Annotated in this window: 15 protein-coding genes; 6 read left to right on the top strand and 9 right to left on the bottom strand. The window is 67.6% G+C overall.

What is annotated here, in order from left to right; translation table 11 throughout:
* Nucleotides 1-11 precede the first annotated feature (11 nt).
* Together ATSB10_RS16615 and ATSB10_RS16610 are read right to left on the bottom strand one after the other, a co-directional pair.
* Nucleotides 12-587 (bottom strand): ferritin-like domain-containing protein, encoded by a 576-nt coding sequence (locus ATSB10_RS16615; protein ID WP_063673839.1) that lies wholly within the window; start codon nucleotides 585-587, stop codon nucleotides 12-14.
* A 130-nt stretch (nucleotides 588-717) separates the two neighbouring features.
* On the bottom strand, nucleotides 718-1,368 hold the full coding sequence (locus ATSB10_RS16610) for a TetR/AcrR family transcriptional regulator (RefSeq protein ID WP_063673838.1): 651 nt from the start codon (nucleotides 1,366-1,368) through the stop codon (nucleotides 718-720).
* A gap of 80 nt (nucleotides 1,369-1,448) precedes the next feature.
* On the opposite strand from ATSB10_RS16610, the gene ATSB10_RS16605 reads away from it, so the two are divergent.
* From ATSB10_RS16605 to ATSB10_RS16595, 3 genes are all read left to right on the top strand, one after another.
* On the top strand, nucleotides 1,449-1,832 hold the full coding sequence (locus tag ATSB10_RS16605) for a hypothetical protein (RefSeq protein WP_157469333.1): 384 nt from the start codon (nucleotides 1,449-1,451) through the stop codon (nucleotides 1,830-1,832).
* 111 nt (nucleotides 1,833-1,943) lie between these two features.
* Entirely contained in the window at nucleotides 1,944-2,603 is a 660-nt protein-coding gene (locus ATSB10_RS16600; protein WP_063673836.1) for a protein-L-isoaspartate O-methyltransferase family protein, read from the top strand.
* Between the two features lie 27 nt (nucleotides 2,604-2,630).
* Nucleotides 2,631-4,049, top strand: coding sequence for a TolC family outer membrane protein (locus tag ATSB10_RS16595; protein WP_063673835.1), 1,419 nt, complete (start codon nucleotides 2,631-2,633; stop codon nucleotides 4,047-4,049).
* 71 nt (nucleotides 4,050-4,120) lie between these two features.
* On the opposite strand, the gene waaA is transcribed toward ATSB10_RS16595, so the two are convergent.
* The gene (gene waaA, locus ATSB10_RS16590; RefSeq protein WP_205631068.1) at nucleotides 4,121-5,395 is read right to left on the bottom strand and encodes a lipid IV(A) 3-deoxy-D-manno-octulosonic acid transferase; all 1,275 of its coding nucleotides are present in this window, start codon (nucleotides 5,393-5,395) and stop codon (nucleotides 4,121-4,123) included.
* A gap of 80 nt (nucleotides 5,396-5,475) precedes the next feature.
* Between waaA and lpxL the strand changes: the two genes are divergently transcribed.
* The 3 genes from lpxL to ATSB10_RS16575 all read left to right on the top strand — a co-directional run bounded on the left by lpxL (nucleotide 5,476) and on the right by ATSB10_RS16575 (nucleotide 8,412).
* Entirely contained in the window at nucleotides 5,476-6,393 is a 918-nt protein-coding gene (gene lpxL, locus ATSB10_RS16585) for an LpxL/LpxP family Kdo(2)-lipid IV(A) lauroyl/palmitoleoyl acyltransferase (protein ID WP_083966270.1), read from the top strand.
* 133 nt (nucleotides 6,394-6,526) lie between these two features.
* Nucleotides 6,527-7,285, top strand: a complete 759-nt coding sequence (locus ATSB10_RS16580; protein ID WP_063674547.1) for a polysaccharide deacetylase family protein — start codon at nucleotides 6,527-6,529, stop codon at nucleotides 7,283-7,285.
* Nucleotides 7,282-8,412, top strand: coding sequence for a glycosyltransferase family 4 protein (locus ATSB10_RS16575; RefSeq protein ID WP_063673833.1), 1,131 nt, complete (start codon nucleotides 7,282-7,284; stop codon nucleotides 8,410-8,412). The genes ATSB10_RS16580 and ATSB10_RS16575 overlap by 4 nt, the downstream gene beginning before the upstream one ends.
* Here the strand turns inward: ATSB10_RS16575 and ATSB10_RS16570 are convergent.
* From ATSB10_RS16570 to ATSB10_RS16545, 6 genes are all read right to left on the bottom strand, one after another.
* Nucleotides 8,374-9,168 (bottom strand): glycosyltransferase family 2 protein, encoded by a 795-nt coding sequence (locus tag ATSB10_RS16570; protein ID WP_063673832.1) that lies wholly within the window; start codon nucleotides 9,166-9,168, stop codon nucleotides 8,374-8,376. The two genes, ATSB10_RS16575 and ATSB10_RS16570, sit on opposite strands and share 39 nt — an antisense overlap.
* A complete protein-coding gene (locus ATSB10_RS16565) occupies nucleotides 9,158-10,426 on the bottom strand; it encodes an O-antigen ligase family protein (protein ID WP_063673831.1) in 1,269 nt (422 codons plus the stop codon). Before ATSB10_RS16565 ends, ATSB10_RS16570 begins: the two co-directional genes overlap by 11 nt.
* A gap of 77 nt (nucleotides 10,427-10,503) precedes the next feature.
* On the bottom strand, nucleotides 10,504-11,655 hold the full coding sequence (locus tag ATSB10_RS16560; RefSeq protein WP_425478136.1) for a glycosyltransferase: 1,152 nt from the start codon (nucleotides 11,653-11,655) through the stop codon (nucleotides 10,504-10,506).
* 75 nt (nucleotides 11,656-11,730) lie between these two features.
* Nucleotides 11,731-11,940 carry a zinc-finger domain-containing protein gene (locus tag ATSB10_RS16555; RefSeq protein ID WP_063673830.1) on the bottom strand — a complete coding sequence of 70 codons (210 nt, stop codon included), beginning with the start codon at nucleotides 11,938-11,940 and terminating at the stop codon, nucleotides 11,731-11,733.
* A 181-nt stretch (nucleotides 11,941-12,121) separates the two neighbouring features.
* Nucleotides 12,122-12,700, bottom strand: coding sequence for a YceI family protein (locus ATSB10_RS16550; protein WP_063673829.1), 579 nt, complete (start codon nucleotides 12,698-12,700; stop codon nucleotides 12,122-12,124).
* Between the two features lie 35 nt (nucleotides 12,701-12,735).
* Nucleotides 12,736-13,329 carry a malonic semialdehyde reductase gene (locus ATSB10_RS16545; RefSeq protein WP_063673828.1) on the bottom strand — a complete coding sequence of 198 codons (594 nt, stop codon included), beginning with the start codon at nucleotides 13,327-13,329 and terminating at the stop codon, nucleotides 12,736-12,738.
* Between the last annotated feature and the right edge of the window lie 98 nt (nucleotides 13,330-13,427).

The raw sequence follows: 13,427 nt of genomic DNA, 5'->3' as shown, positions 1-13,427 counted from the left end.
CGCACGTCGGATCAGTGAGTCTTCCGGGCGGGCCGGGCAGGCTCACCTTTCTTGCCGAGCTCCTCCAGCAGGGTGGCCATGTCCTCGGCGTGCTCTTCCTCCATGGCGAGGATCTCTTCCATCATCCGCCGGGTGGTCGGGTCGTCGTTGCCCAGGAAGCGGATGATGGCCCGATAGCTGTCGATCGCGATGCGCTCGGCGACCAGGTCCTCCTTGATCATGTCGACGAGGTCGTCGCCTTCCACGTAGTCGGCATGGGCGCGGGTGAGCAACCCGTCCGGATTGAAATTGGGCGCGCCGTCGAGCTGGGTAATGCGTTCGGCGATGCGATCGGCATGCGATTGCTCCTCGTTGGCATGTTCGAGGAACTCGGCCGCGACACTCTTGGCATGGATGCCGGAGGCCATGAAGTAGTGCCGCTTGTAGCGCAGCACGCAGACGATCTCGGTCGCGAGGGCCTCGTTGAGCAAATTGACCACGGTATCGCGGTCGGCGCCGTAGCCGGCGGTCACGGCGCCGCGCTCGATATGCTCGCGGGCGCGCTTGCGGATCGTCTCGATATCGCTGACGAAAGGTTTGCTGGACATACCGCAACTCCTTGGCTTGATCAGGGGCTCGCCTGCCTTTGGCGGCAGGCACCCGTACCATCCTAGGAATTCGGTGCGAAGCGCCGGTGAAGCCGACGCGAGGATTTCGCGAGGGAGGCCTGGGGCCAGCTCAGTGTTGCTGGTAAGCCCGCAGGAATGTCGACACGCCTGCCCTGGCGGTCGCCTCGATCTCCTCCGCGTAGGCCTGCTGGCAATCGTCACAGCCGAACATGCGGCGCAGGACCAGATCCCCCTTGATCAGCGAAAGGAACTGCACGGCGGCGCGCGGAATGTCTTCTATGCAGAGCAGGCCTGCGTCAACGGCACGCTGCAGCAGGCGTTCCATCAGCCTGTGCGTGCGCATCGGGCCCTCTTCCCACAGCAGGCGCCCGTAACGGGGGTTGCCCTGGCGACAGTCGCTGAGGATGGCGCGGAACGTGCCGACGGTCTCGCGATCGCAATCCAGTCGCGCGTGGGTCAGCGCGATCCGGAGCAGGGTCTGGCCGATGTCGGTGGAGGGGTCGAAGTCGTAGATGTTGTCCGGAATGAGATCCTGCACGCGGGCACGGATGACCTCGCGGAACAGGTTGTCCTTGTCGCCGAAATGGCTGTAGACGGTCAGTTTGGAGACGCCGGCCTCGGAGGCCACCGCGTCCATGCTGGTGCCGGCGAAGGCATTCCGGACGAACAGCGCCTTGGCCGCTTCGAGGATAGCGGCGCGCTTCTCCATGTCTTTCGGGCGGCCCGGGCCTTGGCACTTCACGGGCGAGGCAGAACTCATCGACACACCTTCACATTGCTCGGCAGCAAAATTATTATACGGTTCGGTCCAATTATTTCCAGCTCAGGGAAATTCCGCCGGTGCAGACGACATTCATGGAACTGACCCTCTCGCCAGTGTATCGCCACGCGCAGCGCGTACTTTCGCAGTGGATCGATGCCCGGCATGCGGCCGCGCGACGCGAGGCGTTCAGGACACGGGCCGCCGTGGCCCAACTGGGCCCGGCCGATCGACACCGGCTCGCCCGCTGGCTGGCGTGGATCGTCAGCGCCGAGCGCTGCCGGGGTAGCCGGCGCCTGGACGAACGCCTGCGACAACTGGACGCATCCCTGCATGCCCTGATGCGGACCACTCTGGCAACATTGCCGCCCATGTCGCCGGCGGATGTCGTGCGTCTGGCCGTCGAACCGCCGGTGTCCGCGGACACCGCGCCACGCATGACTTCCGTCAGCGCCACGCGGTGACTTCCGGCACTTCGGCCGCGCGCGCTCAGCCCGCACGCTAACGATTGTCGGAAATGGCCTAAGCGCTTATCCTTTTTGACCTTTTTCGATCCGTACGGGACGTGACAGAACATGGCGATGAACTTCGAACAGGCGCGGCAGAACATGGTGGAAAACCAGGTGCGCCCCTGGGAGGTGCTTGACGCGCGGGTGCTGGACGTCCTTGCACGGGTGCGGCGCGAGGATTTCGTGGCAGCCGAACATCGCCAGCTTGCCTTTGCCGACGTATGCCTGCCGCTGGGCCACGGCGAAGTAATGATGAAGCCGGTACTCGAGGGTCGCCTGCTGCAGGCGCTCGAGCTCAATCCGGATGACCGGGTGCTGGAAGTCGGCACCGGTTCGGGCTTTTTCACGGCCTGCCTGGCGGGTCTTGCCGGACAGGTGGTCAGTGTGGATATCCATGCCGACTTCACCCACTCCGCCGCGCAGCGGCTGACCGCCGCCGGCGTCGGCAATGTCACGCTGGATACCGGCGATGCCGTGATCGGCTGGTCGCCCACCGGCCAGTTCGACGTGGTCGTGCTGACCGGCGCCGTGGCCCACCTGCCTGAACGCATGCTCGCCTGGCTCAAGCCCGGCGGTCGCCTGCTGGCGATCCGAGGCATGTCTCCGGCGCAGCAGGTCGTGCTGATGACCCAGGAAGGCGCCGGCCGCTATCGCGAAGAGGTGCTGCTGGAAACCGACCTCCCCTACCTGGTGCACGCTGAACCGCCGCGCCAGTTCGTTTTCTGACCCCATTCGAGACCTGCGAGGCACCTCATGCGTTTGAAGCTTCTCACTCTTGCCCTGGCTCTGTCGGCAATCTCGCTGCCCAGCCACGGCGAGGATTTGCTGGATGCTTATCGGGAAGCGCGCGCCAATGACCCGGTGCTTTCCCAGGCAGATGCCCAGCGCCTGTCGGTCGGCGAGGGGGTAACCCAGGCACGTGCGCTGCTGCTGCCGCAGATCTCGGCGGGGCTGACGCTGAGCCAGACCAATGGCACCAGCAGCAGCACCAGCAGCAGCTCGCAAAATTACGGCGCCGACAGCTACCTCTGCAGCGGCATCGCGGCGGGGAGCGGCAGCTACAACTGCACTGGCCCGTTGCAGTCGAGCGCGGCCAACAGCAATGTCGGCCACTCTCGTACGCGGGATATTTCGGCCACTCTCAGCCAGAGCGTCCTCGACCTGAGCAAGATTGCCGATCTCAAGGCCGCGCATTCCCAGGCGAACGCGCAGGATGCGCTGTACCAGGCGGCGCTGCAGGATCTGTTCGTACGCGTGGCCACCGCCTATTTCAACGTGCTCACCAGCCAGGACTCGTTGACCTTCGCCAAGGCCAATGAAGAAGCCTACCGGCAGCAGTACGAGCAGTCGGACCAGCGCTACAAGGTCGGCCTGTCGGCGATCACCGACGTCTACCAGGCCAAATCGTTCTACGAATCGGCCAAGGCGCAGACCATCGCCGCACAGAATGCGTTGGACGACGCGCGCGAAGCGCTCGCGCAGATCACCGGCAAGCCCACCGGCGAGCTGAAGAAACTTCGCGACGACCTGCCGATGGATCCGCCGCAGCCGAACGACCAGAAGGCCTGGGTGCAGCAGGCGCTGCAGAACAATCCCAACCTCTTGTCCGACAAGTACAGCGTGGATGCGGCCGAACACAGTATTTCCGCGGCGCGCGCCGGCCACCTGCCGACGATCAGCGCAACGGTGAACTATGGCAAGGGCGCGACCTGGTACCAGAACTCGACGGACCATTTCCGTCGCCCCAGTTCCACCACGGTCGGCCTGACGCTGTCGGTGCCGCTGTTCTCCGGTGGCGCTACCCAGTCGCGGGTACGCCAGTCGATCTATCAGCGCGATGCCGCCCAGGACTCGCTGGAAGCCGATCGTCGCCAGGTCCAGCGCAACACGCTGAACTACTACCGCTCGGTGATTGCCGGGATCAGCCAGGTCGAGGCGGCCAAGTCCGCCGTCGAGGCGGGCCAGAAGGCACTGGACGCCACGCGAGCCGGCTTCAGCGTCGGTACCAAGACCATCCTGGACGTGCTGACCGCCATCCAGACCCTGACGTCCTCCGAAAGCCAGTACTCGCAGGCACGCCACCAGTTCATCCTCGACAAGCTGCTGCTGAAGCAGGCCGCGGGTGCGGCGGACTTCAAGGACATGGAGTCGATCAACACCCTGCTCGAGTGACGCCGCTGGCGGGCGACCCTCGCAGACCCGTCAAGGAAGGCCGCCTCCGGGCGGCCTTCCTGTTTCCGCACTCACTCCTGCAGCATGCGGTCGATCAGGGTCATCACGCGTTGTACCGCGCCCTGCTCGCTGGCAAAGACATAGTGCGCGCACCGCCCCATCTGCCCCAAGCTCGGAGCGTCCCGCAGCAACTGCTGAACGGCGGCGCCGAGTCGATCGCCACTCCCGATCCGGACGGCCCCTCCCTCGCGAACCAGCGTCTGCGTGATGTCGTCGAAATTGAAGGTATGCGGCCCCACCAGCACCGGCCGCGAAAGCGACGCCGGCTCGAGCACGTTGTGGCCGCCGATCGGCACCAGGCTGCCGCCGACAAACGCAAGATCCGATGCGGCGAAAAACGGCATCAGCTCGCCCATCGCGTCGATCACGAACACCTGGTGCCCCGCCGCGGGAACCCGGTCGGCGCTGCGCGTGCCCGCGGTGAAGCCGAGATTTCGCACAAGATGTTCGACCAGCCGGAAGCGGTCGGGGTGGCGCGGCGCCAGCAGCAGCAGGGCATCGGGGAGGCGTTGCAGCACTTCCAGGTGAGCCTCCAGCACGGCCAGTTCCTCACCCTCATGGGTGCTCGCCGCCATCCAGACGGGGCGCAGGCGTCCCCAGCGATCACGCATCGCCTCGCCGTCCACCTTCGCCTGCGCGGGCACCGGCATGTCGAACTTGAGGTTGCCGCTGACCACCACCCGCTCGGCCGGTGCGCCGAGCACCCGATAGCGCGCGGCATCGGTCCGCGACTGCGCCGCCACCAAGCTCACGCAACGCAGCGCGGCCCGCACCAGTCCGCGTGCGGGCCGGTATCCGCGCATCGAGCGCTCCGAGAGCCGCGCGTTGACGATCATCAGCGGAATGCCGCGCCGGCGGCAAGCAAAGTAGAGGTTCGGCCAGATCTCCGTCTCCACGATCACCGCCAGCCGCGGACGCACCCGGAGCAGAAAGCGCCGCACCGCGAACGGCAGGTCGTAGGGCAGATACACATGGAACACGCTGTCGCCGAACAACTGGCGCACGCGCTCCGAGCCGGTCGGCGTCACCGTGGTGATCACCAGTGGCGCGTGCGGGTAGGCCAACCTGAGCGCCTTGATCAGGGGCTCGGCCGCATTGACCTCGCCGACGGAAACCGCATGCACCCACAACGAGCCGCTCAGCCCGGGCGCGGGGAACAGTCCGAACCGCTCCGGCCAGCGCTGGTGGTAGCTGCCATAGCGGATCCCGCGCGTGAGCAGTCGCAACACGATCACCGGTGTCGCCAGGTACATCAGCAAGGTGTAGAGATAACGCAACGGCAGCATCCCCTGTGCGGTCCGCCAGTATAAAGCGCGCACCCCGCGGCTCGGCGCGATGCCTTGGCTACAATGAGCGGATGCCCGGCATGCCCCGCCCCCCTTTTCGTGCCTCCCTGCTGTCTCCCCGCCATTGGCCCGCCTGGCTCGGCGTGGGATGCATCTGGCTGATCGCCCGCCTGTCCTATCCCGCGCTGATGCGCGTGGGACACTGGTTGGGCGCGCTCGCCATGCGCATCGACTCGGCCCGTCGTCCGGTGGCCGAGGCGAACATCGCGCTGTGCTTCCCCGAACTCGACGCGGACCAGCAGGCTGCGCTGGTCGATGCCCACCTGCGCGACATCGGCCTCATGCTGGTCGAGTTCGCCCTCGGCTGGATGGGGCGGGACGAGGCGATCGCCCGCCTGCCGCTGAGCATCGAGGGACTGGAGCATCTGGAACAGGCGCGCGCCGCAGGCAAGGGCGTATTGCTGGTCGGCGGTCACTTTTCGCACCTGGAACTGTGCGCCCGGCTGGTCTCCCAGCGCATCCGCATTGCCGGCATGTACCGCCGCATGGACTCGACCGTGTTCGAGTGGGTGGTGCTGCGCTCGCGCCTGCACTATGCCGACGCGATGTTCGAGAAGGACGACATCCGCGGCACCGTCAAGTACCTGCGCGGCGGCGGCACGCTCTGGTACGCCCCGGACCAGGACATGCGCAGCAAGGACAGCGTGTTCGTGCCGTTCTTCGGCGTGCCGGCGGCCACCATTACCGCCACACATCACCTGGCGCGCATGGGCAACGCCGTGGTGATCCCGTTCTTCCACCGTCGCCTGCCCGGCAACGGTGGTTATGCGCTGCGCCTGGGCGCCCCGCTGCTGGGCATTCCAAGCGACGACGTGCTGGAGGACACCGCGCGGGTCAACGCCTGCATCGAGCAGATGGCGCGCGAGGCACCCGAGCAGTACCTGTGGGTACACAAGCGGTTCAAGACCCGCCCCGAAGGTAAACCGTCGGTGTACTGAGCACACGCCAGCGCCTGTATCGACAGCCGGCTGAAAGTCACGGCGCGGAAGCTCCGCGCCACAGCCGGCGCAGGCCAGGGAAGTGGTGCAGCGGCACCCGCCATGGCGCCGGCACGCGCTCAGCAGCATGACCATGCCCTCGTCCCTTAAACAGCAGCACGTGGAACCCACCTTTCCCGTGCCCATCCTCATGTATCACAACGTCTCCCGGCCGCCGCGGGAGGCACGCGTCTACCGTAGCCTGTATGTCGCACCGCGAGCCTTCGCGCGTCAGATGGCCCTGCTGCGACGCGCCGGCTACACCGGCCTGTCGATGCGCGACGCGATGCCTTACCTGCGTGGCGAGCGGCGCGGCCGCGTCGCCGTGATCACGCTGGACGACGGCTACCTGGACAATCTCGAGAACGCGCTCCCGGCGCTGCTCGCCCAGGGTTTCACCGCCACCTGCTACGTGGTCAGTGCCACCCTGGGAAGCCACAACCTTTGGGACGAGCAAAAGCTCGGGGTGCGCAAGCGGCTGATGGACGGCGCCCAGCTGCGCCAGTGGCACGACGCCGGCATGGAGGTCGGAGCGCACAGCCGCAGCCATCCGCGCCTGACCCGATGCGACGAGCCGTCGCTGCGCGACGAGATCGCCGGCTCGCGCGCCGAGCTCGAGGACGTGATCGGCGCGACCGTGAACCAGTTCTGCTACCCCTACGGCGACACGGACCAACGGGTCGCCGAGGCCGCGCGCCAGGCCGGTTATGAAGCGGCCACGGCTACCCGGCGCGGCCGTGCCCGACCCGGCATGGACCTGTTCCAGCTTCCGCGCGTGCAGGTAGCCCGTCACCACTGGCTGCTGCCGTTCGCCCAGCGGGTGTTCACCGCTTACGAGGACCGCCGCGCATGAGGTTCCTGTTCGTGGGCACCCATCCGGAGAACACCGGCGCGGCCACGCATTTCGTGGCGCTGGCGCAGGCGCTGGTCGAATCGGGACATGACGTGGACGCGATCCTGCGTCCGGACACCCTGATCTGGCAGGGGCTGGCCTACAGCGGCGTGCGCTGCCGGCCAGGCTTCTTCCGCAACGCGCTGGACCCGCGCGGCTACGCCACGGTGCGACGGCAGATCGCCGAAGCACGACCGGACTGGATCGTTGGCAACTTCGGCAAGGAGTACTGGCCACTGGTGCTGATCGGCCGTGCCCTCGGCATTCCGGTGGCGCTCTTCCGGCACCGCACGCCGCCGATGAAACGGTTGTCGGCGCTGCTCCTGCCGCGGCTGGCCTCGCGTTTCTTCGCGGTCTCGCAGCACGCGCGCCAGGCCTACCTGGACCGCGGCATCCCTGCGCAGCGGGTGCAGGTGCTGTACAACCCGGTGAACGCCTCATTGTTCCGGCCGGACGCGGATGCCGGCGCCGCCATGCGCGCGTCGCTGGGGATCCCCGATGACGCGATCGTGCTCGGCTACGTCGGCCGCATGCACACCGGCAAGGGCGTGTTCCCGCTGCTGGAGGCGGCCAGCGCGGCCATGCGACGCGAACCCCGCCTGTACTGCCTGTGGGTCGGCGACGGACCGGACGCGGCCCGGCTGCAGGCGCTGGCGGCCGCGGACACCGGCGTCGGCAGCCGGCATCGCTTCGCCGGCTGGAACAACCACACCGCGGACTACTTCCGCAGCCTGTCGATGCTGGCCTTCCCCTCGATCGCCACCGAGACGTTCGGCCGGGTTTCGATCGAGGCGCAGGCCTGCGGGGTGCCGGTGCTGGCCAGCGACATCGGCGGCGTGCCGGAAACCCTCGCCGACGGGGAGAGCGGGCGGCTGCTGCCCCCAGGTGACGTGGCCGCATGGTGCGAGGCGATCCTGGCCCTGTGCAACGACGCTACCCGCCAGCACATGGGTTCGACGGCCCGCGAGTTCGTGCTGCAGCACTTCGCGACCCACGTGATTGCCCGCGAGTTCGTGGTCCAGCTGCAACCGGCAGCCGCCGGCCAGGCCTCAGCGGGGCTCGACCGGCTCGGAGCCACGTCGGGATGAAGCGCGCTGACGCTCACGCGCTTCGTGCAGCTTGGCGTATTTGAGAAAGGCGTAGAACGCCCCGGTGACGCTGGCGATGAAGCCGGCCCAGCCATTGAGGAAGTAGCGCTTGCCGATGTACTGGCGCAGGAAGAACACCGGCGGGTAGAGCACCATGCGCAGGCCGGTGAAGCGCTGCCGCCTGCGCAGTTTGTACGCCACCATGCCGGTCGTGTAGCGATTGATCTTGTCCACCCGGGTGGTGATGTCGCCATCGCCATCGTTGACGAAGTCGGCCGCGCGCAGGGTCTTCACCGGGCCGTCCACCTCGACCGCGGCATGCACCTCGACGTCGTTCATGCGGCCGCGCCGGCGATCGAACAGGCGCAGGTGGCCGTTGCGCCAGCTGCGCCGGTGCTGCACGGTCCAGAACATGCGCTCGCGGCGCGGCAGTCGATAACCCGCGTGGCGGGGGTGCTCCAGCGCCCGCTCGATCACGCCGCGCGTGCCCGGCGAGAGGATCTCGTCGGCATCGAGGTTGAGCACCCAGTCGTGGCGCGCCAGGTCGATCGCGCGCTGCTTCTGCGGACCGTAGTCGTCGAACGGATGCACCGCCACCCGCGCACCATGGCGCTCGGCGATGGCCACGGTGTCGTCGGTGGAGCCGGAATCGAGCACCACGATCTCGTCAGCCCAGTCCACTTCCCGCAGGCAGGCGTCGAGGGTGTCGGCGTTGTTGTAGGTGATCACCACCACCGACAGCGGTTCACGCGGCATCGGCGCGCTCCTCCGGCAGCGCGCCGAGCGACGCGCACCACAGGCCGAGCAGCCAGGCAAACAGCAGCCCCCACCAGGCCGAATAGAACGCCAGGTGCGTGTTCAGCGGAAACAGCATCGCGCCCAGCGCCACCGTGGCCGGAAAAGCCAGCGCGCGCGCCTCGTGCCCGACCCGTCGCCAATAGCGCAGCGCCCAGGCCAGCGCGGCCAGCCACAGCAGCAGCCCGATCGTGCCGGTCTCGGTCAGTACCTCCAGCACCACCTGGTGGGCGTGGCAGGCGCCCTCGCCCACGCCACAGGCCTCCGCCGTGACGAAGTGGTCGTTGGCCGGTGCGAACTCCGGGTAGGCATAGCGATAGCCGCGCACGCCGACGCCGTTCACCGGGTGCGCCGCGATCATGCGCAGGCTGGTGCCCCAGATGTCGAGCCGCCCGGTGAGCGCCTGATCCACCGCGTGCTCGCTGCCGTTGAAGACTTCCAGCGTGCGCTCCATACGTGCATGGAAGCGGGTCGACGTCTTCCAGGCCAGCGCGCCGGCCAACGCCAGCACCACGGCGGCAACCAGCCCGAACGTCAGGAACCGGCGCAACGAGCCCAGATCCCGCCAGGCGAACGCCAGCACCACCACCGCGTAGCAGACCCACGCCGCGCGCGAACCGGCCAGCAGCACCGGCCCGAGCAGCACCAGCGCGGCCAGCCACAACGCCCAGCGCCCCCACCGTGCGTGCGCAGCCCACAGCACGAACGGCGAGAGCACGGCGAGGGTCGGCCCCAGCTTGAGATTGTCGGCGCCGAAGATGCCGGACAGCCGTTCGGCGTCGGCATGTCCGCCCAGGCTCCAACCGGTCAGTGCCTGGACCCAGGCGTCGAGCACCCAGAGCGCGACTACCGCGGCCACCGCGATGTAGAGCGTGCGCACGCGGTCGGCCCGCCGCAGGGCGAAGCAGGCGTAGATGCCCAGCGGCGCGAAACGCAGCAGGCCTGCGACCGTCTCCCAGCTCTTGCCCGGCGCCACCGAATCCGGCGAGGAAACCAGTGCCGCACCCACGTAGCCGGCCAGGATCACCAGCAGGCATCGCGCGCCCTCGTGCTGTGACAGCGCATGCGGGAAGCGCAGGAACAGCATGACCGTGCCGAACAGGCACAGCGCGGTTCCCAGCTCGGCACTGCGTCCGAACGGCAGCAGCGCCACCACCAGCCAGAACGGCAGCAGCGGCGAGCGCAGCGCGGCGACAAGAGACGAGGCAAACGGGGGCATGCTGCGACCGGCCTGGAGGAAGCCGGCATTGTAGGGGAGCGCTCGAACGCGGAGCGATGGCTCGCGCAGGGAGTGGGTCAGCGCTTGTCCGCGCCCGCCACTTCCTCGTACAGCTCCAGCGTGGCCTGTTGCATGTCGGCCAGCCGGTAGCTTTGCAGCATCGGGATCGGGGGCGCGACACGCAGCAATTCCGCAGCCCGCTCGACCAGCTTTTCACGGTCGCCCAGCGGCACCCGGCCAGCCGGGTAGAGCTCGGCCAGCAATTCGCCAACCCCGCCGTGCGCATAACCGAGCACCGGCCGGCACAGCGACAGCGCCTCCACCACGGTCCGCCCGAAGGCTTCCGGTTTGTTCGACAACTGCAGCACCAGCGCGGATATCGCGTAGATGTCGCGGATATCGTCGCGCGGCGGCGTCATCACCACCTCTGCCTGCAGTCCGCGCGAGCGGACCAGCTCACGCAATTCCTCGGCATAGGCCTCGCGCCCGGGTTCGAGCACACCCAGCAGAAGCAGCCGGGCCGCCACGCCCCGATCGCGCAGGTCGGCCAGCAGTTCGATGGCGTCGTGGTGACCCTTCAAGCGGGTGCCGCGCCCGGGGAGGGTGAGCAGGGGGGCACCGTCGAGCTGCGGGAATTCGGCGAAGAACGCCTTCTGCCAGGCATCGTCGGGGCGGTGACCGTAAGGGAAGGCCTCGGGATCGATGCCGCGGGGTATCACCCGCACGCGCGCCGGCTCCAGCCACCGGTAGTGACCCAGTACGTAGGCGCGCACGGTCTGCGACACCGCGATCACCCGCTCGCCGCGAAGCATCACCGCGCTGTATCGGCCCGGCGAGTTGAGCCCGTGCACGGTCGTGATGAAGTGCGGCTTGCGCTCCATGCCACGGATCGCCAGACGACCGATCCAGGCCGGCATGCGCGAGCGGGCGTGCACGATGTCGGCATCCAGCGACTTCAGCACCCGGCGCACCGCGCCCACCCGGGTGAGCGTGCCGAGCGACTTGCGGCCGATATCCAGCGTGACGTGCTCGCTGCCCTCGGCCAGCAGGCGGTCCACCAGACGGCCGCCGGCCGACACCACCACTGAACGATGCCCCGCCGCCACCAGCGCACGGGCAATCTCCAGCGCGGACCGTTCGGCCCCGCCGGAATGCAACGCCGGGATCAGCTGGACCACGGTCAGGACCCGGGCGGGATGACTGGCGGCTGCAGGCATGGTGTCTTGCATCAAGGCCTTCATCCCTTCAGGCAAGCAGCGATCGTGCCTAAAGCCGCGATCCGGCCGAAGTTCCCGGCCCCATGATCAGTCGCGCAGGACGTAATGCGCGCCGCAGTAGGGACAGGTGGACTCCCCGCCATCGTCGACGATCGGCAGGTAGACCTTCGGATGGGAGTTCCACAGGGCCATGCCAGGCATCGGACAGGACAACGGAAGGTCGCTGAGCGTCACTTCGTAACGATTTTGGGCATTCGCCGGGATCGGGGTGACCGCCGCTGCAGAGGGGGACGACATGGATCGGGCTCCGGGAGGGGATGCAAGAAGGCGATCTTAGCAGGCGATGGGGAGAACCCTCCGTGCCAACGCCGCACGGACACCCCGGCCGGGCCCGGGGTGGACCCGACGCCCGACCCAATGACAAGGGCCGCACCCGGAGGTACGGCCCTTGTCCAGACAGGTACCGCAGGTAACCGGATTACTTGGCGATTTCGCCTTCGGTGGTGATCTGCAGCTTGATCTCGTCGCTGACGTACGGCACGTAGTTCGACACACCGAAATCCGAGCGCTTGAGGGTACCGGTGGCGTCGAAGGCGATCGCCTCGACCTTGGCCATCGGGTGCATGCCGAGCTTGTTCAGGTGGGCGGTCAGCACCACCGGCTTGGTCACGCCGTGCAGGGTCAGGTCACCGGTCACCTTGTACTTGTCGCCACCCAGCGCCTGCACCTTGGTGCTCTTGAACACGGCGTTGGGGTACTTCGCGGCGTCGAAGAAGGCCGGCGACTGGAATTCCTCGTTGAGCTTGGCCACGTGGGTGTCGAAGCCGGACACCGGCAGGGTCACGTCGACCGAGGACTTGGACGGATTGGCCTTGTCGAACACCACCGTGCCCGAGCCCAGTGCTGCGTAGCCGCTGGGGTTGGAGAAGCCCAGGTGGTTCCAGGTGAACGTCACCACGGTGTGGGTGGGATCGAGGTTGAAGGTCTGCGGGGCCGCCTGGGCAGCGAACGCGGCGCCAAGCAGGCCGGCGAGGGCGAATACTTTCAATGCACGCATGGGAAAACTCCGAAGGGAAAGGGAGGAACGGCCGATCAGGCGATCGTGCACGCTTCGTCGAACGACAGGCGCGGGCTGCGCGGGAACAGGTCGCGGCTGGCATCGCCGTAACCGATGTTGATCAGGAAGTTGGACTTGACCGAGGTACCGGCGAAGAACGCGGCATCGACGCCGGCGTTGTCGAAGCCGGACATCGGGCCGCAATCCAGGCCCACCGCACGGGCCGCCAGGATCAGGTAGGCGCCCTGCAGCGTGGCGTTGCGGAACGCGGTGGTGTCGATCAGCGGCTGGTTGCCCTCGAACCAGCTCTTTGCGTCGGCGTGCGGGAACAGCTGCGGCAGCTTCTCGTGGAAGGCGTGGTCGTTGGCGACGATCGCGGTGACCGGGGCCGCCATGGTCTTGGCGCGATTGCCCTCGGACAGGAATGGCGACAGCTTCGCCTTCGCCTCGGCCGACTTCACGAACACCAGCCGCATCGGCGAGCTGTTCGCACTGGTCGGGCCGAACTTCAGCAGGTCGTACAGCTGGTGCAGCTGCGCGTCGGTCACCTCACGGTCCAGCCATGCATTGAAGGTGCGCGCATGGCGGAAGAGCTGGTCGAGGGCGGTATCGGAAAGCATCTCGCTCATGGGTATCCTTGTTCCGGCGTGACGCGCCGATGCTGGCGCAGGAAGCCGTCAGTTTACGTGGACGGCCCAGCCCACAGGACCCCGCCGCGTGGAACGAA

Origin of the sequence: Dyella thiooxydans (genome assembly GCF_001641285.1) — a bacterium.
GTDB lineage: Bacteria > Pseudomonadota > Gammaproteobacteria > Xanthomonadales > Rhodanobacteraceae > Dyella_A > Dyella_A thiooxydans.
This window is presented reverse-complemented; position numbering and strand designations above follow the sequence as displayed.

Coding starts and splice junctions, on each gene's coding strand:
- ATSB10_RS16610 (WP_063673838.1), bottom strand. CDS start 1,368: ATGAGTTCTGCCTCGCCCGTGAAGTGCCAAGGCCCGGGCCGCCCGAAA.
- ATSB10_RS16575 (WP_063673833.1), top strand. CDS start 7,282: ATGAGGTTCCTGTTCGTGGGCACCCATCCGGAGAACACCGGCGCGGCC.
- waaA (WP_205631068.1), bottom strand. CDS start 5,395: ATGCTGCCGTTGCGTTATCTCTACACCTTGCTGATGTACCTGGCGACA.
- ATSB10_RS16565 (WP_063673831.1), bottom strand. CDS start 10,426: ATGCCCCCGTTTGCCTCGTCTCTTGTCGCCGCGCTGCGCTCGCCGCTG.
- ATSB10_RS16560 (WP_425478136.1), bottom strand. CDS start 11,655: ATGCAAGACACCATGCCTGCAGCCGCCAGTCATCCCGCCCGGGTCCTG.
- ATSB10_RS16545 (WP_063673828.1), bottom strand. CDS start 13,329: ATGAGCGAGATGCTTTCCGATACCGCCCTCGACCAGCTCTTCCGCCAT.
- ATSB10_RS16600 (WP_063673836.1), top strand. CDS start 1,944: ATGGCGATGAACTTCGAACAGGCGCGGCAGAACATGGTGGAAAACCAG.
- ATSB10_RS16550 (WP_063673829.1), bottom strand. CDS start 12,700: ATGCGTGCATTGAAAGTATTCGCCCTCGCCGGCCTGCTTGGCGCCGCG.
- lpxL (WP_083966270.1), top strand. CDS start 5,476: ATGCCCCGCCCCCCTTTTCGTGCCTCCCTGCTGTCTCCCCGCCATTGG.
- ATSB10_RS16570 (WP_063673832.1), bottom strand. CDS start 9,168: ATGCCGCGTGAACCGCTGTCGGTGGTGGTGATCACCTACAACAACGCC.
- ATSB10_RS16555 (WP_063673830.1), bottom strand. CDS start 11,940: ATGTCGTCCCCCTCTGCAGCGGCGGTCACCCCGATCCCGGCGAATGCC.
- ATSB10_RS16615 (WP_063673839.1), bottom strand. CDS start 587: ATGTCCAGCAAACCTTTCGTCAGCGATATCGAGACGATCCGCAAGCGC.
- ATSB10_RS16595 (WP_063673835.1), top strand. CDS start 2,631: ATGCGTTTGAAGCTTCTCACTCTTGCCCTGGCTCTGTCGGCAATCTCG.
- ATSB10_RS16580 (WP_063674547.1), top strand. CDS start 6,527: ATGCCCTCGTCCCTTAAACAGCAGCACGTGGAACCCACCTTTCCCGTG.